The organism is Burkholderia anthinoferrum (assembly GCF_002925705.1).
GTDB lineage: Bacteria > Pseudomonadota > Gammaproteobacteria > Burkholderiales > Burkholderiaceae > Burkholderia > Burkholderia semiarida.
This window is the reverse complement of record NZ_LFZP01000052.1, coordinates 530,894-549,360: the sequence shown is the minus strand read 5'-3', so window position 1 is coordinate 549,360 and position 18,467 is coordinate 530,894. Positions and strand designations below refer to the sequence as shown.

Annotated in this window: 14 protein-coding genes and 2 pseudogenes; 10 read left to right on the top strand and 6 right to left on the bottom strand. The window is 67.1% G+C overall.

Annotation, left to right across the window (positions count from 1 at the left end):
* Window positions 1–61: 61 nt before the first annotated feature.
* Window positions 62–1,771, bottom strand: a complete 1,710-nt coding sequence (locus C5F75_RS25160; RefSeq protein WP_226094078.1) for a hypothetical protein — start codon at window positions 1,769–1,771, stop codon at window positions 62–64.
* 284 nt (window positions 1,772–2,055) lie between these two features.
* Here C5F75_RS25160 and C5F75_RS25155 point away from each other — a divergent pair, with 284 nt between their 5' ends.
* A complete protein-coding gene (locus tag C5F75_RS25155) occupies window positions 2,056–2,361 on the top strand; it encodes a hypothetical protein (protein ID WP_059582687.1) in 306 nt (101 codons plus the stop codon).
* Between the two features lie 61 nt (window positions 2,362–2,422).
* Complete coding sequence (locus C5F75_RS25150; protein WP_244110501.1) at window positions 2,423–2,740, top strand: HrpB1 family type III secretion system apparatus protein; 318 nt, start codon at window positions 2,423–2,425, stop codon at window positions 2,738–2,740.
* Here C5F75_RS25150 and C5F75_RS25145 read toward each other — a convergent pair.
* The 3 genes and pseudogenes from C5F75_RS25145 to C5F75_RS25130 all read right to left on the bottom strand — a co-directional run.
* Window positions 2,666–3,041, bottom strand: a pseudogene (locus tag C5F75_RS25145) (IS3 family transposase); the annotation flags it as partial. The gene C5F75_RS25150 and the pseudogene C5F75_RS25145 overlap by 75 nt on opposite strands.
* A gap of 90 nt (window positions 3,042–3,131) precedes the next feature.
* Window positions 3,132–3,947, bottom strand: coding sequence for a phage tail tip lysozyme (locus C5F75_RS36885; protein WP_059582682.1), 816 nt, complete (start codon window positions 3,945–3,947; stop codon window positions 3,132–3,134).
* Window positions 3,948–4,207: 260 nt separating this feature from the next.
* Window positions 4,208–6,337, bottom strand: coding sequence for a hypothetical protein (locus C5F75_RS25130; protein WP_059583124.1), 2,130 nt, complete (start codon window positions 6,335–6,337; stop codon window positions 4,208–4,210).
* A 539-nt stretch (window positions 6,338–6,876) separates the two neighbouring features.
* Between C5F75_RS25130 and C5F75_RS25125 the strand changes: the two genes are divergently transcribed.
* The gene (locus C5F75_RS25125) at window positions 6,877–7,428 is read left to right on the top strand and encodes a hypothetical protein (RefSeq protein ID WP_226094076.1); all 552 of its coding nucleotides are present in this window, start codon (window positions 6,877–6,879) and stop codon (window positions 7,426–7,428) included.
* A gap of 207 nt (window positions 7,429–7,635) precedes the next feature.
* Here the strand turns inward: C5F75_RS25125 and C5F75_RS25120 are convergent, their stop codons facing one another.
* Window positions 7,636–8,103, bottom strand: coding sequence for a lytic transglycosylase domain-containing protein (locus tag C5F75_RS25120; protein ID WP_059582679.1), 468 nt, complete (start codon window positions 8,101–8,103; stop codon window positions 7,636–7,638).
* Between the two features lie 174 nt (window positions 8,104–8,277).
* Window positions 8,278–9,714, bottom strand: coding sequence for a helix-turn-helix transcriptional regulator (locus C5F75_RS25115; protein ID WP_059582676.1), 1,437 nt, complete (start codon window positions 9,712–9,714; stop codon window positions 8,278–8,280).
* Window positions 9,715–10,047: 333 nt separating this feature from the next.
* On the opposite strand from C5F75_RS25115, the pseudogene C5F75_RS25110 reads away from it, so the two are divergent.
* The 7 genes and pseudogenes from C5F75_RS25110 to C5F75_RS25080 all read left to right on the top strand — a co-directional run.
* Window positions 10,048–10,230, top strand: a pseudogene (locus C5F75_RS25110) (IS256 family transposase); the annotation flags it as partial.
* A gap of 477 nt (window positions 10,231–10,707) precedes the next feature.
* Window positions 10,708–11,856 carry a toxin co-regulated pilus biosynthesis Q family protein gene (locus C5F75_RS25105; RefSeq protein ID WP_230951183.1) on the top strand — a complete coding sequence of 383 codons (1,149 nt, stop codon included), beginning with the start codon at window positions 10,708–10,710 and terminating at the stop codon, window positions 11,854–11,856.
* The gene (gene pilN, locus C5F75_RS25100) at window positions 11,856–13,589 is read left to right on the top strand and encodes a PilN family type IVB pilus formation outer membrane protein (protein WP_059582670.1); all 1,734 of its coding nucleotides are present in this window, start codon (window positions 11,856–11,858) and stop codon (window positions 13,587–13,589) included. Before C5F75_RS25105 ends, pilN begins: the two co-directional genes overlap by 1 nt.
* A 25-nt stretch (window positions 13,590–13,614) precedes the next feature.
* On the top strand, window positions 13,615–14,931 hold the full coding sequence (pilO2, locus tag C5F75_RS25095; protein ID WP_059582668.1) for a type 4b pilus protein PilO2: 1,317 nt from the start codon (window positions 13,615–13,617) through the stop codon (window positions 14,929–14,931).
* A gap of 13 nt (window positions 14,932–14,944) precedes the next feature.
* A complete protein-coding gene (pilP, locus tag C5F75_RS25090) occupies window positions 14,945–15,517 on the top strand; it encodes a type IV pilus biogenesis protein PilP (RefSeq protein WP_230951182.1) in 573 nt (190 codons plus the stop codon).
* A 4-nt stretch (window positions 15,518–15,521) separates the two neighbouring features.
* Complete coding sequence (locus C5F75_RS25085) at window positions 15,522–17,306, top strand: GspE/PulE family protein (protein ID WP_059582662.1); 1,785 nt, start codon at window positions 15,522–15,524, stop codon at window positions 17,304–17,306.
* Window positions 17,296–18,372, top strand: a complete 1,077-nt coding sequence (locus C5F75_RS25080; RefSeq protein ID WP_059582659.1) for a type II secretion system F family protein — start codon at window positions 17,296–17,298, stop codon at window positions 18,370–18,372. Before C5F75_RS25085 ends, C5F75_RS25080 begins: the two co-directional genes overlap by 11 nt.
* Window positions 18,373–18,467 lie beyond the last annotated feature (95 nt).

Here is an 18,467-nt window from a genome sequence, read left to right as displayed (position 1 = left end):
TCATCGCCGGCTGCGCGCCGCGGCGAGGGCGTCGCGATTGCGCGCGCCGCCGCGCCGCGCGTCAAGACCTCAGCCCGAGGTTTTTCTTGATGAGGTCCTCCGCCGTCTTCGCGGCGGTTGCCGTGAGGCCGGGCTGCCCGATGATGTTGGCGATCTGTTTGAGCCGCTCGCTGTCGGTCAGCGGTACGGCACTCAGGCCGGAAGCCGATGTATCGCGCGGCGCCGGCGCCTCTTGCGGTTTTTCGCGCCGCGCGCGTGCAAGCTGCGAAAGCAGCAGTGCCGCTTCGCCCTTCGGAATGCCGCTGTCCGTCAGCAGCGTGTGCGCGGCGATCAGATCCTGGTTGCGGCTCGCGCGCGGATGGTTGCCCACGATCGCGAGCGCCTGCCTGGCGCGCTGCGAGGCTGATGCATCGACTGCCATGTCGGCACCCGCGAGCGCCGCGAGCGTGGCCGGATCGAGGCGCCCGATGCTCCTGGCGACCATCGACAGAATGTGCTTGACCACGATGTCGCGCTCGGCATCCTTGTGTACCTTCGCCTTGTCTTCGGCGTGCATGCCCGAGATCAAGCGCTTGCCGAACGACGTCGTGCTGTTGGCGTAGCGGCGTGCATCGTCATAGAGCGACGCATAGATACCCGCCTGCGCCTGCGGGCTGCGCAAGTCCGCGGGCAGGCCTTCGTCCGCCGGCCGCGCCTCCATGGCGCGCAGATCGTCGATCTTCGCGCGGCTCGTTTGCAGCGCCGCGCGCAGGCGCTCGTCCTGCGTCTGGCCCGTGTAGTCGTGCGGGGCCAATACCGTGTCGACGTAGCGTTGAATCGTGGCGGCCTTCGCATTGCGCAGGTTTTGCCGTCCTTCGACAAACGGCTTCTTCAAATCGAGCGCTTCCTTGACCGCGTTGGTCAGGTGCCCGGATGCCGCGAGCGGCGCCAGCGCGCCGTGCGAGCCGCCCACGAGCAGCCCGCTTGCCGTCAGGCCGATGGCGGACGTGACCGACTGGTAGAGCGCGCCGTTACGTTGCTTGCCCTTGTTCTCGGCGATGCTCATGGCGGTCAATACGTCGCGGGCATGCTGCGTGAGCGGATGCGCGTCGTCTCGCGCAATGCGCGAGAGCTTGCCGGTGTCGTATTGCCATTGTCCGTTGCCGTTTTTCGTCAGCAGCAGGTTGTCGACCTGGTTGGGCATCGGCGCGCCCGGCGGGCGTTTTTCGGGGTGCTCGAAGCGTTCGACGTCGGCGGCGAGCATCGCCTTGACCTTGTTTTCGTAACGGCGATGGATCGAATGCGCGGCGGCGGCGGCCGAGCCCGAGGCCAGCGCGTTCACGAGGTCGGTGGCGGGCGCCGCGTCGTAGCCGAACTGCCCGTGCGCCGCCGTCGATACGCCGTTCAGGCCGTCTTTCGCGGGCCGCTTGGCGGCGAAGGCCGTCAACGTCATGCCTTTGCGGTTGACGCCCATCGCGTGCGCGAAATCGGCGAAGCGCCGGCCTTTGCCGCCGGCACCCGGCACGAATGCGCCGATGTCGTCCACACCGGGCTTCTGCGGTGCGATAGCCGCGGCGGGCTTGGGCGCAGCGGGCGCGGTGGGCGGACCTTCCGCGCGCGGGCGCTTGCCGAGGCCGCCGAGCTCGTCGATGAGCGCGCCGGCACTCGCGCGCCGGGTTGGCACCGGCGCGGGCTTCGCTCCCGTGGACGGGCCGGGGTCGCTCGGCGTGCGGGTGAGGGCGGCGGATTCGATCGCACGCGACCGGAACTCGATCTTCGGTGGAGCAGCCATGATGTTCTCGGACCAGGAGACAGGATGGACTGGACTGTGCAAGCCGGTCATGACACTCCCGTGAACCGCGCGAAGCGTCGTCCGGATTGACGAAGCAGGTTCGCGGCGGCCTGCCGCCGAGCCGTCTCGCGGGTGTCGCTCATTCGGTTTTCGCGGTGCGGCTTCGCGCGCGCGAACGCGTTCGCATCCGCATTCATTAGATTGGAACGAGGGCCGGCTTCGCGCGGTTCGGTTCCGCGCGTTTCATCGAACGCGCGTTTCTTTCACGATCAAGGAGAAAACGAATGAGCTTCATCGGCAATATTGTGAAAAGCGTGGTCGGGGATGTCACCAAGGCTGCCGGGGATGTCCTTCATGGTGTCGGCAACGCGCTGCACGGCGCGGCGACGTTCGGCAAGGGGCTGCTGAGCGGCAACCCGAAGGAAGCCCTTGCGGGGGCGGGGGCCATTGCGACGGGTGGGCTCGAGGCGCTCGAGGGCGGCACGGCGCTCGCGGAAAACCTGACGCCGGAGGGCGCCGCTACCGCACTCGCATTGGCGGGCGGCAAGGAGGCGGTGCGAACGCTGACCTCGGGCACGGGCGCAGCCTGATGCACGGACGGTGACGAGCATGATGGAGCTTCTTACCGAACTGCCGGCCGATGCGCCGGCCATGGCGCAGGCGATCATCGAGCATATCGAGGCCAACGAGCTGGACGAGGCCGAGGCGCTGCTGGCGCGCATGCACGATGTCTACCCCGAAACGCGCGAGGTGCACGTGTTTGCCGTGACGATCGCGTTGGTGCGCGGGCGTCCGCACGATGCGTGGCAGATCGTGAACGGATTGCCCGACGATCGCGCGCCCGAACTGAAGGCAATCTGCCTGAAAGTCCTCGACGATCCGTCGTGGCATGGCTATGCGACGGCACACGAGGACAGTGCCGATCCCTACGTGCGCCTTGCCATGCGACGCCTGCTCGAACGAGACTGATGCCCGATTGCACCGCGCCGGATCGAATCGTCGTGCAAGCCGATTCGGCGCAATCGGGCTCTCGACCTGCCACCCGATAACGGTGTACGCGCCTGGACCGCACCAGCCGCGCCTGACGCATCAACGATCGAGCTCGACAAGGCCGACGTCGTGTCCGAGCAAGCGCAACGCTTGCGACATCCTCCCGCTGCCGTCGCTTCGACGAGCCTCCTCATGAATACGGCGCACCGCCGCCGGCGCCATCGCGTCGCAGATTTGATCTGCGTGGGCGCGACCGGGTAGTTCGTAAATTGCCGGCGAGCGGTGTTCTCGCGCGGCAAAAAAATCCCGCCCGGACATCGGGCGGGATCGTGCGAGCTTCAAACGCCCCGGGGGGCGGACGCGTTCGCGTTCAGAAACCTTGCGCGAGGAATTGCTCGGCGTACTTGTTGCGGTTTTCCATTTGCGGATCGGTGGCCTGTTCGTAGTCCTTGTCCCAGACCAGGGCCGCTTGTTCCGCCGTCGTCGTCTGCTTGATGTCCGTGATCGTCTTGCTGTACGTCGTGTCGAGTTCCTGATTCATGAAGCCGATGTTGGCTTCGAGGCTGCCCGGGTCGAGCCCGTGCTCCTTCGCATAGTTGATTTCGCCTTGTTTGCGTGTGCCGCCCCATTGCGCAAGACCCCAGCCGTTGGCGTTGTCGTCCGCGAAGTTGCCGGAGGGCGCGCCCTTCGCGCCGCCTTGATTGACGTTGCCTTGCAGCCCGCTTTCCTGCTGCAGGTTGCCGAGCACGCCGGCTACCTGCGCGTCGGTCAGGCCGTAGCGCGATTTGAGATCCTGTGCGATGGCGTGCGCGGCGTCGCCGCCCGATACAGTGGGCAGCGTGTTGCCGTGGCTGCCGCCGCCACCGCTTCCACCGCCGCCTATGCCCGGCGCCGCGCCCCCACCGCCCTGGCCGCCACCGCCGCCACTCACGCCAGCGGGTGCGGTGCCGCCGCCGCCGGCATAGGCGGGCGGCGCGGAGTACGAAGGCGTACCGCCGCCGATGCCGCCCACGCCACCCGCATCGCCTGAATTCTGGCTGGAGGGATCGAGAATCTGCTTGATTTCTTCGATGAGCAACTCGAGCAGTTGTGCGAGCTGCGATTCGTTCGTGCCGCCGATGCCGCCGACATCATCGATGCCGTTCAGATAGCCGGCGTTATAGCCTTGTACTGCTGTAGTGGACATGATTTTCTCCGCGTGAGAATGACGGTATTCATCAGCTGCTGATGGAGGGCCGATAGCGGCCGCCCGCGAAACCTAATTTATTGCCCGGCGCTTACAGTGCGTTGACGGATGCGAAGTCGCCGTCGGATAGCCGAACCGCCGAACCGGGTGGCGACCGCGATGCCGATGCAAGCGGCTTGCGGCAGGCGAGCCGCCGCGCCACCGATGCGGCCACCTGCGCGAACCCGCGTCGTTTCGCTTGCTCGGCGCACCGCGGTTGCTCAGGCGGTCGTGCGATGCATCACGCCCAGTTCCACCGCGTTGTCGGCGCCGATCGTTCGCCCCTCGTTCGACCGGTTCGACGGGCCCGACGTGCTCGCGGCAAACGGCAGGCATCCCGCGATGATGAGCAGTGCGCCCAACGCGTTCTCCGCGAAGCTCTTGCCGCCGGCGGACCAATCGCCTTTACCCTCCACGGCGTGATTGACCACGGCGGTGGCGGCATAAAGGGAGAGGAACAGGCTGAGACGCGCGATTCCCGCGCCGGCCGCCTTGTCCCCGAGCTGCCTGGCCGTGCTGGTTGCGGAGGTGTCGATCTTGCCCCAGCTCAGGCGCAGCGTCTTCAGTTCATCGAGCGCCTTGCCCGTGAAGCCGTGCGTCGCGATTTCCGAGGCCACGCGTCCCCCGATCGCATCCAGCCCCTCGCCGGCGGCATTCGCCGCCGAATAGCCGAACAGGCCTTTGATCGCTGCGTTGCTCTTCGTGTGGTGAATGAGGCTGTCGACGTAGGACGGGGCCGACCATTGCGAGCTGCCCTGCGCGGTGTTCACGGCGAGCTGGTTTCCGAAATACGGAGCGTCGTTGAGCAGCTGACCTCTGACGGGGTGCTCGTAGCCTGCGTCGTGATTGCCTTCGAGCGGGCGGAACACGTTGATCACGTCGCGCGCCAGGTATGCGTACGATTTGATCGCGCTAGGCAGTATGCTGGAGAGCTGCCCAAGGTGCCCGTTGCCCTCGTCGTTCTTGCCGGTATAGGCTGCGGTGGCCACTGTTGCTATCAGCGCGAAGATCTGCGCACCGTGGCCCGCGTAGGTCTTGTTGTCCGCGGCGCCGGTGTGATACTTGTGCAACATCGCGGCCAGGTTGCCCATCGCGGCCGCCGTGAACAGCGTGGCCGTAATTGCGCCGCGTGTTTCGGGCCCGGCACCCGTCTTGTCGAGGACTGCTTCGGCAGCCATCGAGCACAACTCCCGGAAGAGCGTGGCGCCGCCGGTTGCGACGAATTCATGACTGAACGCGTTGACGAGGTTGGCCGTCCACCCTTTGAGCGGTTGCGCGGCGCCGTAGGGATTCCGGGTCAGCATGTCGCCGACGTTCGAGATGAACGACTGGATCTGCCCCGGCCGGGACAGCGCGGCCGACAGGTTGTTGGTGATCGAGGCGGCCGATGCCGGACGTGTGCCCTCGGTCTGCGCGACCGAGATCTCCGCGGGCACCGATGTCGCGGCGGCGGCCAGCGTGCGGGTTTCCGGCGCTACCCGGGACGACGCGCTCGGAACGGTTGCCTCGGTCGGGCTTTCGGAATCCTGACTGTCGATGTCGTGCGCGACGACGTGAGGCGCCGAGAAGCTGGCCGGATTCGGGGAGAGGGCGCTCCGGGACGCCGTGTCGTGCCCCTTGGGCAACGAAGGTGTGTCGGGCAGGCGCGACGATGAGGCTTCCGCTTGGGAAAGCGTCGTGAAAGTGTTTTTTGTCGGCACCGGTTCGTCTTGCGGTGGCGCGGCGCTCGTCGTTGCCTTTTCTTCGAGCGCGGGCGCCTCTTTCGGGAGCGGCACCGGGCTGGCCGCGCGCGACGTGTCGGGAGTCGATTCCGCCTCGCTCGTCGTCGCGGCTGTCAGCCCCGTGGCCGCGTTCTCGTGCGGCAACGGGCTGCCCGAACGCGACGTGGCCGGTTGCTTGTCGGGAGTTTTCGTTTCCACGGTCTCCTGATGTCGAACGGGCGCCGCACTGTCGTGCTGCGATGCAGGCGTGCGTGGCCGCGGCTCCTCGTGTACGGGCACTTCTTCGCTCGACTCCCCGCCGCCCGACAAGTTGAGCACCGGTATCGCCTCGTCCGCCAGGGCTGCACGTTGAGCGCCCAGCTTGCCCGAACCGGGCAGCGACCGTGAGCCGCCTTGGCGGCCGATCGCGGAGCCTGACGACGATGCGCGCGTAGGCAGCGAGCTGCGCCTGACCGGCATCGGCGCCGGCAGCGGCGGCGATGGGAGCTGCTGTACCGTCCCGGCCGGTTGCGATGTCGTCGAAAGCGGGCCCGGCTGCGCCGGTGCATGGTTGCCGGTGTGCGCCGGAAGGGCGGGCGCATTGCCCAGAGCGCCGAGCAATGCGCCGCCGGAGGGGCGCGGGCCGGTCATCGATGTGCTTCGTTGGCGCGGGGCCGGCGCGGGCTGCGCGTTGTCGCGCGGGAGGTCGAGCGATGATGACCGTACTTGCGTGCTGTTTCTGATCGTCATGACGTTTCCTTTCGGTTGATTTCGATCGTTCGACGTCGCCTCGCGACAAAGGCCCTGATGGACTTTCGCGCTGCCTCATCGCGTCCAGGTGGTCGACGTGTCTCGCCCGTCGATTCCGTCTTCGCGCTTTGCGAACGTGGGTTCTCGTGTTGGAAAGGTAAAACGACATAACGGTGGCAGCCTGCCGATTCCGAAGTGGCGTGCAAAAAAGCGCACGTCGATGCCGGCGCGGTGCTGCGAGTGCGGACCCATCTGCGCACTTCATCGCATTTGCCGCATGCGCGCTTCGCAATTTCGCTCGCCGCGTCGCGTCGCTTGCGTGGCGCAATGCCGTGGAGCATAAGCTTGGGCTTGCATTCCTCGATATCGCTCCGCGTGAGTGGGATGCGGGGACCGTACCGCACCGACATCGAGCGATGTTGCCGGCGACGGAAATCGTCATGTCACTCAAGGAGTTCTCCATGAGCAAGTTAGGAATTCAACCGGGGCTCGTCCAGTCCACTATCGCGAAATTCGAGAAAGGGACGAAGAACGGTGCGACCGACGGCGCGCAAAAGCAAGCGCCCGCGCGCAGCAAAGGCCAACTGGACGGGCTGTCCAGCTTCAAGGGGGCCGACGGCGCGCCGCCGCCTCCTCCGCCGCCGCGCAACTTCGCGAGCCTGCCGGGGCGCGCGGGGAACGTCGGTGCACAGGTGCTGAGTTCGGCGCTGCATGCCGGAAGCCACTTTCTGCCGCCTGGTATCGCGTCCACCGCGATGCATGCGGCGGGTGACATCGTGCGTCCATCGGCCCTCGGCGCAGGGGACCCCGTGACGCAAATGGCCGCGATGCAAAACGACTTCATGAGGCAGCAAAGCGAGATGACGCGGCTCAACAACGCGAACACGTTGGCGGCCGCCGTCAACCAGCAGTCGCAGGAGCTCACATCGGCGCTGGCGTCGGTGGGTAACAAGGGCGCCAGCAACATTTCGAACGCCGCCAAGGGGCAGTAACGGCTGCGGCGGGCCGCGGCGTTTTCGCGCGCGGCTCGCGAACGCCCCGGTCTGATCGTCCACACGTCCTGCCTGCCTTGTTCCTGCTTCGTCTGCGCTTCGTGCTTGCCCTGGCGCTCGCCATGCGGGACGATTTCTTCATGCAACGTCGCATTCTCGCTTGACGACGTTCGCCGGCAGCCGGGTCTCCCCGGCTACCCCCTCGTCTTACTGCCCGTCATCCGTCAGCTTCATGCGCTCGACGATGTGTTCCACGGAACGCGCGTAGCGGTCGCGCTCGGCAGGTGTCTCCGAATGGTAGGCACCGATCGCCGCCCAGGTATTCCCGTACTTGACCATCATCTTGTGCAGGTGCCACGCAGCCACGTAGACGCTCAGGCATGGGTTCATGAGGTCGTCCGCCGAGACGCCGTAGCGCGACAGCAGCGGAAGGTGAATCGAGTTGATCTGCATCATGCCGTAATCGGTCGAACCGTTCCGGTTGCGATGGAGCGCGTTCGCATTGCCATGCGATTCTTGCCACGCGATCGCGCGCAGCACGACGGGGCTCACCTGCTGATAGGCTGCAGCCGCTGCAAAGCAGTCGGGAGTCTGCGCGCGCACTTCGGCGGGCCGCGCGGACAGAATGGCAAGCGCCAGCACGAGCGCCGGCTTGGGGGTGAATGGTCGCATCATGGATCATCCGGTAAGAGAAGCGGTGCGGGGAATCGCTTCGCACCGACGTGCGAATGAAAACGCCGTCCGACCCACGCGTTTGCGTTTCGTCGGACGGCGTTGGCGAAAAAAGCCGTGGGCCGGCCGTGTTGGCGATCGGCGGTGCAGGCGCTTGGGCGCCGCACACCGCTGCCCTCAGCGGCCCATCGTCTCCGACGGCGCTTCCTGGAACACGCGCCGGTAGCCGTTGACCAGCGTCGAACGATGGCGCACGCCCCACTTGTTCGCGACGTCGAGCACGCGCGTGGCCGGTGCGCCGTCGTCGAGCAGATCGCCGCGAATGCGCTCCATCCGCTGGCGCCGGATCAGCTCGCTCGGCGACAGCCCGAGGTGGTTCTTGAACGCTGCCTGCATCGCGCGCTCGGTCACGCCCACATGCGATGCCACTTCGCGCACCGAAAGGTCCTTTTGGTCGAGGTTGTCCATCAGGTAACGATAGGCGCGGCGGTATTTCGCCGGCAGGCGCGCGCTCACGTCGTCGGAGCGCTGCGCCGTGCGCGACGCCTGCATGTGATCGGCCGCGGCGGCGGGCATCGACATGCTGTCCGCGCGCACGTGCTGAATCGACGCGAGCGCGTAGCGGCCGTAGAACTGCGCGAATTCCTGCGTGCGCATCTGCTGCTGCATGATCTTCGCGCGGCAGTAGAGGTAGTCGAGGTACCAGCGCGCATGCTGGCTGCCTTGCGAATTCGCCGCGCCGGACGCATCGAGCATCGCTTCGGCCAACGGCGTCGCGTGGCCGGCGATCGCGGCCAGCGTGATTTCCAGACACAGGCTGCGGTGGTAATCGTTGAGGCCGGCCTGGCGGCTCCAGCTCACGTATTGCTTGAGCGTTTCGCCCGCGCTCGTCCGGCCGTCGGCCAGCGAAACGAGCCGGCTCAGGTGCGAGAGTCGCTCGGCCAGCAGCGGCAGCACGGTCCCGGCGGGCTGCGAGCCGGGTACCGGTGCCTCGCTCGGCTCGAACTCCGCGATGGCCGAGCGCCAGTAGATGTGGTCGGCGAGCCGCTCCGCACCGTGCAGTTCGTGCTGCGCGAAGAGGTCCCGCCGCAGCGCGTCCACGAGGTAGCTCCAACGGCGATCGCCATGCGTTGCCGCCAGAGCGGCCAGCTCGCCGAGGCGATGGCACGCTGCCTGGATCAAGCCCAGATGAAACGAAACGAGCGTCGCACCGAGGAGGCTGTCGAGACGTTGGCGCGGCGTGGCCGCCTTTTCCTCGCCGACGCGCTTGAAGCAACTGAGCGCGACGTTGAACTGGTTGCGGAACAAGGCTTGCCAGCCGGTATTGCGGCACGACGCGATACGCAGACCGTCGCGATGGGCGCGAATGGCTTTTTGCGCGCGGCGATACGTTTCCTCCGCTTCTTCATGGCGGCCGAGCATCAGCTCGAGGTCGGCGCAGACTTGCAGCTGTGCGTAGCCGGGCTGAGCTTGCGCCGTGTCGGTATCGGCATGGCGTGCGGCGTGGCGGACAGCGTCGAGAAACTGGCCGTGGAGCATTTTCGAGGCGACGTCCGCGGGGGTGTCGTCGAAAGCGAGGGCCGAGGCGGCGGCGAAGTAGATCGTTGAGAACATGTCGTGCTCCTGACTCAATGAGCGATGCGTTAAGCGGCGTGAAACGATTCGTGAAGCCGTGAGCGCATGTTTTCATCGCGGGCCGATTCAGGCGCGTGTTTGTGATGGTTTGTTACCTTCGGTTGGGATCGGCATGTGCCGGATAGGGCGGTGCCGCGGTGGACTTTCACGCACGAGCGGGAGGCCTGCGTCGCGGCTTTTTGATGATTTGTTACGTTTGCCGCCGCCGTGCGCCGTTTGGCGCGGTGCACGGCGAGCCTGTCCGGATCTTCGTGTGTGACGCATGAACCGACGGCCAGGGGGCCGCTTCATGCCACGCAAACTCGAGTCGAGCACATGCAGCTTCGGAAGATGATCACGGCGCGGCCACTTCCAGTCGGATGAGGCGGCGCTCAAGCTGATCCGGCTGGCGCTGCGCAGCGTCTTGGTCAAGTGGACCGGTTCCCGGCACGATTGGAGCGCGCCGTGAATCAGTTCGCGCTTGTTTATTCAGAAAGATTAAACAATGGAATCTGAATATCAATCCGCCTGACCCACGGATTTCCGGATACCACCTGTACGGCACCCAATTGGCGGCTTGCCCGCGAACGGCGCCATAGCACACGTTTGTATCTGCCATATTTCCAGGGTGGCCATTCCGCGATTCGCGCAGAAACGTCCAAAAAAAACATGGCGGCTGCCACAGAGCCATGCTGGGCGGGGCTTGCGTCGCGAAGGCGACGTTCTTGCGCCAGTGCCTGTATCATCCATGCCGGCCGAGACAGGATGATTTTCCAGGATTATTTTTTTACTTAAAGGTGCGTTGTACGTTGCCGTAAACACCCATTGAGCTGTAGTGCTATCCTTACGCGGCGTTACTGTTTTCTTACATAATTTCTTTCGAATTCCTGACGCCTTTCTGTACTGCTTTTAGGGCGGCTATTGGCATGGTTCAAGTAGATTGAAAAGAACGTGGCAACAAGAAAAATAGAGCTTCCGGTGCATCCGAGGTGCATGAGCGACAAGAGGCGGAACCGGGCGAGGGCGAATGTCTGGATAGCGGCGATGCCGCCGGCAATTCGGGCGCTGATGTGCGGCGTCTGGTTCGCCTGCACGGTCGCGCACGCTTCCGATCAGCAAGTGATCGTCGACGGCGGGCAGCGCCTGGGCGGCGTCGTGCGCACGGGCGGCCACGACGTGCCGTTGCTGCGCGCGCTCGAGCAGATCATGCCGACGAGTTACAGCATCAATGTGCCGAACGCGGGCGCTTGGGCCGACGCGCCCGTGAGCTGGCGCGCCGGCTCGTCGGTCGCGCACGCGCTCGGCGAGGTGCTGTCGGTCGATCCCGCGCTGCAGGCGCGCATCGATACGGATATGCGCTTGCTCACGGTGACTGCGCATGCACGGCGCGCAAACGTTGACGCGCCGCGGCCTGCCTCGCAGGCGGCCGGCGCGGCGTCACGGATGAACGGTGCCGCCACGAATGCGTCTTCCACGTTGCCCACGGGCGCGACGGCGATGGCGTCCGCGGCGGGGCCTGCCATTGCACAGGCGCAGGCCGTGGCGCAGGCGCGCGTTTCGACGTCGACGCCCGCAGCACCGGCATCGGCTCGCATACCGGCGGCAGCACCGGCGGTCCTGCCCGTGGCGGCACCGGCACCGGCACCGGCACCGGCACCCGCTCCGGTGACGTCGCCCGCACCGGCAGCCGGGCCGGCGATGCCGGCATCGGTACCGGCACTTGTTTCAGCACCGCCGCGAGCGCAGGTACCGGCGCCGGCAAAGCGTGACGCCATCGAGCCCCCGCTGCTCGCCGCCATGCAGCCGGCGTCCGGCCCGGAGTCGCCGGCCCCATCGTGGGCGCCCGCCGCGACGCCGGCGTTCGCGCCCGCGGCGGCGCCCGAGCGCACGGAGTGGCAGATGCGCCTGTCGGACGGCTCCGTGCGCAATGCGCTCGCGCGCTGGGCGAGCGAAGCCGGCTGGCAATTCATTTGGGACGTGCCGACCGATTTTCAGGTCGACGCGACGGCCACGATACACGGCACGCTTACCGAAGCGCTGCGTCAGGTGACCAATGCGCTCGCCGGCGCGCAGGTGCCGATTCAGGTGGTCTTGTACCAGCGCAACCGCGTCATGCGCGTCGTTCCCAAAGGAGCAAGTTGATGAGCGTCCTCCGTCGTCCTTTCGTCATCCTTGCCGCCTGCCTCTCGCTGCTCGCGGGGTGCACCGGCCTCCTGGACAAGATCGAGCGCAGCTCGCAGGCCGATACCGCGCGTGCGGGGCAATTGCTCGGCAAGCTGTCGAACGGCGACAACCGCGCGGTGTCGGGCAGTGACGACGTCATCGTCAAGGACGAACTCTGGCTATCGGGCAAGACGATCAAGATCGCCGCGAAATCGACGCTGCCGAAGCTCTTCGACGAGCCGGCGAGCTTCGACGGCACGGTCGATTCGCTGCGCATGTTCGCCGATCGCATTTCGCGCCTCGCGCACCTGCCGGCCAAGGTCGCGCCGGGCACGAGCGAAGCGGCCGCGCGCGCGACGCAGACCGCGGTCGATACGGGCGGCGCCGGAGCCTATCCGGGCGTGCCGCCGCTGCCACCGGGCCTGCTGCAGGGGCCCGCGCCGAGCACGAGCGCCGCGACGGTGGCCGCGCGCGTGCCGAACGTATCGTCGCCCGTGCGCATCGCGTATTCGCGCGGCACGCTGCGCGGGCTGCTCGACACGGCGTCGGCCCGCTTCGGCGTCTACTGGAAGTACGAGGACGGCGCGATCGTCTTCTTCTACACGGCCACGCGCGTCTACCAGGTGGTCGCCATTCCGGGCGACTCGAGGCTGGATACGAACGTCGTGAGCGGTGCGAGCAACAGCGGCGGCGCCTCGGGCAACGGCGCGGGGGCCGCGGGCGGATCGGGCGCCGGTGGCGCGGGCATCGGCGGCGGAGGCGGCGGGGCGTCCGGTTCGCCGTCGGTGTCGTCGGACAACACCGCGAACATCACGATGAACGCGCAACTCTCGGTGTACAACGGCTTGCAGACGGCGATCAAGGCGATGCTCTCTCCGGCAGGCTCGGTCATCACCTCGCCCGCCACGGGCTCGATCTCTGTAACCGATACGCCCGACGTGCTCGAACGCGTGGGCGAGTTCATGGAGCAGCAGAACCGCGTGCTCGCGCGGCAGGTGCTCGTCAACGTGACGGTGCTGTCGGTCACGCTTTCCGCGCAGGACAGCTACGGCATCAACTGGCACGCGGTCTATCAGGCGCTCGGCACGCAGTTCGGCATCACCACCGCGTTCACGAGCATGATCCAGAACCCGAGCGAGCTCTCGGCCACGGTGATCACACCGTCGAGCCGCGCCTCGAGCACGACGGCCATCATCGATGCGCTTTCGACGCAGGGCACGGTGCACCGCAAGACCTCGGCCTCGATCACGACGCTCAACGATCAGCCCGTTCCCGTGCAGGTGGCCGAGCAGCAAGGCTATCTCGCGCAGATCTCGACGACCAACACCGTCAACATCGGCAGCCAGACGTCGCTCACGCCGGGCACGATCACGACCGGCTTCAACCTCACGGTGCTGCCGCACATCCTCGACGACGGCACGATCATGATGCAGTTCTACAGCAACATTTCGTCGCTCGTGAATCTTGCGCCGTTCGGCCCGGCGAACCAGCAGATTCAGCTGCCGACCGTCGACACGCGCAACTTCCTGCAGCGCATCGCCGTGAAGTCGGGGCAGACGCTCGTCATCAGCGGCTACGAGGGCATCACCGATCAGGATAACCGGCAAGGCGTCGGCCATCCGTCGAACTACGCGATGGGCGGATTCAACGCGTCGGGCACGCGCGAGGTGATCGTCATCCTGCTGTCGCCGATCGCGATCAACGGCGCTTGACGCGCGCTCGGGCACAGGATCCGTCATGGCGACGCAAGTCATCCAGATCGGCCGTCAGCGTTTCATATGCGGCCTTTTCTGGCAATCGCTCTCGCGCCGGCACGCGCTGCGCGCGGAGGCCGTGGAACTCGCCGCGCGCCTGAATTTCGATGCGATGGTGCTGCGTATCGACCGCACCTTCGCGGGCGTGGGTTTCGCGAGCACGCGCGAGGGCGCGCAACTGGGCTTGCCGTCGCTCGGCGCGCTCGTGTCGAAGACGATCGCGGCCGAAGGCGCGTTCTACGACGGACGCCAGCAGCCGGCGCCCAACTGGCTCGGTGCGTTTCATCTGCCCGACGGGCGCTGGGCCTACTTCGCCGTGCGCGACGGCGCGTTCCTGCCGAACGGCGACTGGATCGGTTCGAGCGAAGACGTGTTCGAGCGGCTGCACGGCGATTACAGCCTCGGCGGCTGGAACGTCGTCATCGGCGATCCGCAGCTGGAAGTGCAGGGGTTCCACAACTTCTACGCGCGGCGCATCGAGGACATGATTCCGCGCCGGGGCGGCAAGCCGCATTTGCCGCGCTGGCTCAATCTGTCGCGTGTCTCGCGGCGCGCACCGCGGCGCGAGGTGCTGCTGGTCGCCGGCGCGATCGTGGTGGCGGCCGCGGTGGCGGCCGGCATCGTCGCGTACCGGCACCACCGGATGGAACTCGAGCGGCAGCAGGCGTTCGAGCGGATGCGCGCGGAACTCGCGCTGCATCCGCCCAAGCCCGCGGCGCCGCCCGAAGCCGCGCACCCATGGGCCGGCGCGCCGCGGCCCGATGCGTTCGTTCGCGCGTGCCTCGATCACTTCACGCATATCGCGCCGGGCGGCTGGGAACTCGACGACTACGTTTGCCGCGCGTCGAACGTCAGCTACAGCTGGTCGCGGGGCGGATCGAACGTGGCGATGCTGATGGCGGCGGAGCCGCGCGCGACGATCGACGGCAACGGCGAGCATGCGAGCTACGTGGAGCCGCTGGCCTTGCCCGTCGGGGGAGACGAAGTGCTCGATGGCGTGCACGGCGTGCGCTTGCGCATGCTTTCCGCCTTCCAGTTGCTGGGCATCGGCCTGACGTTCACGCTGCAACCGGCAAGCGCGCCGCAGCGCGGCCTCGCTTCGCAAACGCTGGACCGGCTGCATCCGGGCGGCGGCCCGCCCCCGGCGCCGAGCTGGCAGACCTGGCGCATGTCGGCGCAACTGGGCGACGTGCGGCCCGACAGCCTCGTCAGGTACCTCGACGAGCCGGGCGTGCGCGTCGAGACGCTTTCATACAAATCCGGGCAGTGGACGCTCGACGGAGTGCTCTATGAGAAATGACGATGCATTGACTGTGCTGGTGCTCGCCTGCTGCTGGGCGTGGCCGTTGGCCGCGTTCGGCGAGGCCAGCGCCACGGCCGCCGCAGCCACCACGGCCGCCGCGCCCGCTGAAGCGGCGCCGCGCATGAACGTCGTTCCGACACCGGCCGCCGTGCAGGCAGCCAACGAACTGATGCGGCTACAGGAGGAAACGATGATCCTCAAGGCGCAGCTGAAAAAGCTCGATGCGCAGGCGCAGGTGGCGGAGCGGCAAGAAGCGCTGCACCGGATGGGCAGTACCGTCTCGTCGTATTCGGACGTGTCGCTCGTGGCGACACAAGGGCTCGGCAAGAAGCTCGGCGCAACCGTGGCGACGAGCGACGGCGCGGAGTTCGACGTCGGGCCCGGCGATACGCTGCCCAACGGCATGCGCGTGGCGGCCATTCGCCCGGGTGCGATCGTCCTCGCATCGCAAGACGGACGGCGCACGACGCTGACCGTCTCCGCGAGCGTGCGGCAGCAGCCCGCGCGCAACGTGGCGTCGACAGGCTCGCCCGGCGTGCCGCCGATACCGACGCTGCCTGCGTTGCCGATGCCTGCGAGGTGACGCCATGAGTTCGTCTCCCACACCGCCGGGCAAGACGCCCACGAGCGTGACGCCGCTGATTCTCTCGCGCGCCGTGAAGCCGATCGAAACCGATCCGCCTCTTGCGCAGGTTCAGCCCGCGGCCCCCGCCGCGCCGGCTCTCGCGCCCGTCGCGCGGCCACGCGAGCCGGTGCTGAGCGCCGTGGCCGCGGCCGCCGCCGCTTCGGTGCGGCCCGCGCAAACGGCGTCGCAAAGCCAGCCGCCGGGGCAGGCGCTGCCGCTCGCCGCGGTGGCGCGCCCGCTTTCCGACAGCGGCGAGTTCGCCGCGAGCGACGAGGAGCGCAAGTTTCTCTGTCTGCTCGACGACGGCACGCTGCTCGTTGCCGAAGGGCACGAAATGAATCCGTTCGTGCTGTCGTACTGCGCGAGGCTCGAACGGCTCAATTGCCGCTATACGACGCGGCTCGTGACGCTCGATGCGATCAGGCGCAGCTATCAGGGCCCGCGCCGCGACGGCAGTGCCGAGCGCATCGATCACACGCAGATGCAGGCCGTCGCGAAGAACCTGATCGCGCGGGCGTGCGACGAGCGTGCGTCGGATATCCATATCCGTGTGAACCGCTTCAGCACGGAGATTCTTTTTCGCATCCACAACGAACTCGTGCGCATGTCGGAGCAGACGCGCGAGTACGGCGAGCGGCTGCTCGCCACGCTTTATGCGGCGATGTCGAGCGTATCGGACAACACCTACAAGCCGAACGAACGCCAGGACGCGGCCATCGGCGATCGCGACAAGCTGCCGGACCGGCTTTTCGGCGTGCGGATCGCGACGGCGCCCACGAGCGTCGGCAGCGTCATGGTGCTGCGGCTGCTCTACAACGATGCGGGCGAGGCAACGGCCCTGACGGAGCTCGGCTTCACGGTGGCGCAGGCGAACGCGTTCGAGCTGCTCGCGCAGCAGCCGCACGGCATGAACATCATCAGCGGCCCGACCGGCTCGGGCAAATCCACGACGTTGCAGCGCGTGCTGACGAGGCAACTGCGCGAGATGGCCGGCTCGATCCACGTCATCACCGTGGAAGACCCGGTGGAGTACCCGATCGAGGGCGCCGTGCAGACGCCCGTCGTCAACGCGCCGACGGAAGAGGCGCGCTCGCTCGCGTTCGCCGCCGCGATCGCGAACGCGATGCGGCTCGATCCCGATACGATCATGATCGGCGAAGTGCGCGACCGTGCATCGGCGCAAAGCGCGTTGCGCGCCGCGATGACGGGCCATCAGGTCTGGACGACGGTGCACGCGAACGGCGCGCTCGCGATCGTGGACCGTCTCGTCGATCTCGGCTTGCCGATCGCGATGGTGACGGACGAATCGCTCGTCACGGGGCTCATCAGCCAGCGGCTCGTCAAGCTGCTGTGTCCGCACTGCTCGCGCCCGCTGGCCGAGTCGATGGCGCAGCTCGACATGGGGCTCGTCGCGCGCTTGAAGCGGGCCGTCGGCGCGCGGTTCGACGCGGTGCGCGTGGCCGGGCCGGGCTGCCCGCATTGCAAGAACGGCACGGTCGGCCGGACCGTGGTGGCCGAGGTCGTGCGCACCGACGCGACGTTTTGCGAATTGCTGCGCGCCGGGCGCAAGCCCGATGCGCACGCGTACTGGCTCGGCGAGCTTGCGGGGCAGACGGTCGCGCAGCACGCGCTCGAAAAAGTGGCGGCAGGCCTCGTCGATCCGCGCATGGCGGAGCGCGTGGTCGGGCCGTTCATGCAGGGCAGCGGGGGGCGGCCGCAGCCGCTCGGAAGCGGCTATGGCACTTGAGCTCAACCGGCGCTGGGCGCGCCTGCAACTCACGACGCAGGCGCGCCTGCGGCTCTATCGCAAGATCGCGAAAATGCTCGCGAACGGTTTGCCGTTGCTCAAGATTCTCGAGGAGCTCGAGTTGCGTGCGTCGCACGAGGGCCGCAAGCCGAACGAGCCGCTGGCATTGACGCTCGCGGACTGGCGCGGCGTCGTGCAAAACGGCGGCATGCTGGCCGAGGCAATGGCGTGGTGGGTGCCGCATACCGAGCAGATGATCGTCATGGCCGGCGAGCAGTCCGGGCGCCTCGAGGCCGCGCTGCTGAACGTGTGCAACGTCGTGCAGTACGGCCGCCGGATCCGGACGGCCATCGTCGGCGGGTTGACCTACCCGTGCGTGATCGTGGCGATGACGATCGGGTACGTGTACCTCTTCGGCAAGCTCGTGATTCCGCGCTTCGCGTCGATCGTGAGCCCGGAGCGCTGGCACGGCGTCGCGAAGTCGCTCTACGAGCTGTCCCGGTTCGTGCAGGGCGGCATGATCTACTGCCTCGTGGTGCTCGCGATCCTCGTCGCGGCGCTCTTGTACTCGATGCCACGCTGGTCCGGCAACGTGCGGGCCTGGCTCGACCGCTACCCGCCTTACTCGATCTATCGGCTCATTACGGGCTGCGGTTTTCTCGTCGCGCTTTCGTCGCTGCAGGCGGCGGGCTTCACGGTCGAACGCTCGCTCGCGCGGCTGGCCGCCGATGCGACGCCGTGGCTCAGGCAGCGAATCGACGACATGCTGTTCGGCGTGAAGTCGGGGCTCAACGTCGGCGAGGCGATGAAGAACGCCGGCTACCGGTTTCCTTCGGAGGAGATCGTCGACGATCTGTGTGTGTATGCCGAATACAAGGGCTTCGCCGAGGCGCTGCACGCGATCGCCAACGAATGGATGACCGACGGCGTGGAGACGATCGAGGCGCAGATGCGCGTGGTCAACGGCGCGGCGATCGTCGTGCTCGCGCTCGTGCTGTCGTGGCTCATCAGCGGCTTCTTCGGAATTCAGCAGGAAATTGCGGCTTTGGCCCGGAGTGTGCATTGAGCCTGCCGTGTAATGACGTGCAAGCGCAGTGCAAACGAACGGGTGTTGAAGGTAGGGGCACGTCTTTCTCGCGTGCCGATTGAGGAAACCAAGGA

Bases quoted from the DNA above. Each gene is read 5' to 3' on its own strand.
- C5F75_RS25160 (WP_226094078.1), bottom strand. From the start codon at position 1,771: ATGGCTGCTCCACCGAAGATCGAGTTCCGGTCGCGTGCGATCGAATCC.
- C5F75_RS25155 (WP_059582687.1), top strand. From the start codon at position 2,056: ATGAGCTTCATCGGCAATATTGTGAAAAGCGTGGTCGGGGATGTCACC.
- C5F75_RS25150 (WP_244110501.1), top strand. From the start codon at position 2,423: ATGGCGCAGGCGATCATCGAGCATATCGAGGCCAACGAGCTGGACGAG.
- C5F75_RS36885 (WP_059582682.1), bottom strand. From the start codon at position 3,947: ATGTCCACTACAGCAGTACAAGGCTATAACGCCGGCTATCTGAACGGC.
- C5F75_RS25130 (WP_059583124.1), bottom strand. From the start codon at position 6,337: ATGACCGGCCCGCGCCCCTCCGGCGGCGCATTGCTCGGCGCTCTGGGC.
- C5F75_RS25125 (WP_226094076.1), top strand. From the start codon at position 6,877: ATGTCACTCAAGGAGTTCTCCATGAGCAAGTTAGGAATTCAACCGGGG.
- C5F75_RS25120 (WP_059582679.1), bottom strand. From the start codon at position 8,103: ATGATGCGACCATTCACCCCCAAGCCGGCGCTCGTGCTGGCGCTTGCC.
- C5F75_RS25115 (WP_059582676.1), bottom strand. From the start codon at position 9,714: ATGTTCTCAACGATCTACTTCGCCGCCGCCTCGGCCCTCGCTTTCGAC.
- C5F75_RS25105 (WP_230951183.1), top strand. From the start codon at position 10,708: ATGAGCGACAAGAGGCGGAACCGGGCGAGGGCGAATGTCTGGATAGCG.
- pilN (WP_059582670.1), top strand. From the start codon at position 11,856: ATGAGCGTCCTCCGTCGTCCTTTCGTCATCCTTGCCGCCTGCCTCTCG.
- pilO2 (WP_059582668.1), top strand. From the start codon at position 13,615: ATGGCGACGCAAGTCATCCAGATCGGCCGTCAGCGTTTCATATGCGGC.
- C5F75_RS25085 (WP_059582662.1), top strand. From the start codon at position 15,522: ATGAGTTCGTCTCCCACACCGCCGGGCAAGACGCCCACGAGCGTGACG.
- C5F75_RS25080 (WP_059582659.1), top strand. From the start codon at position 17,296: ATGGCACTTGAGCTCAACCGGCGCTGGGCGCGCCTGCAACTCACGACG.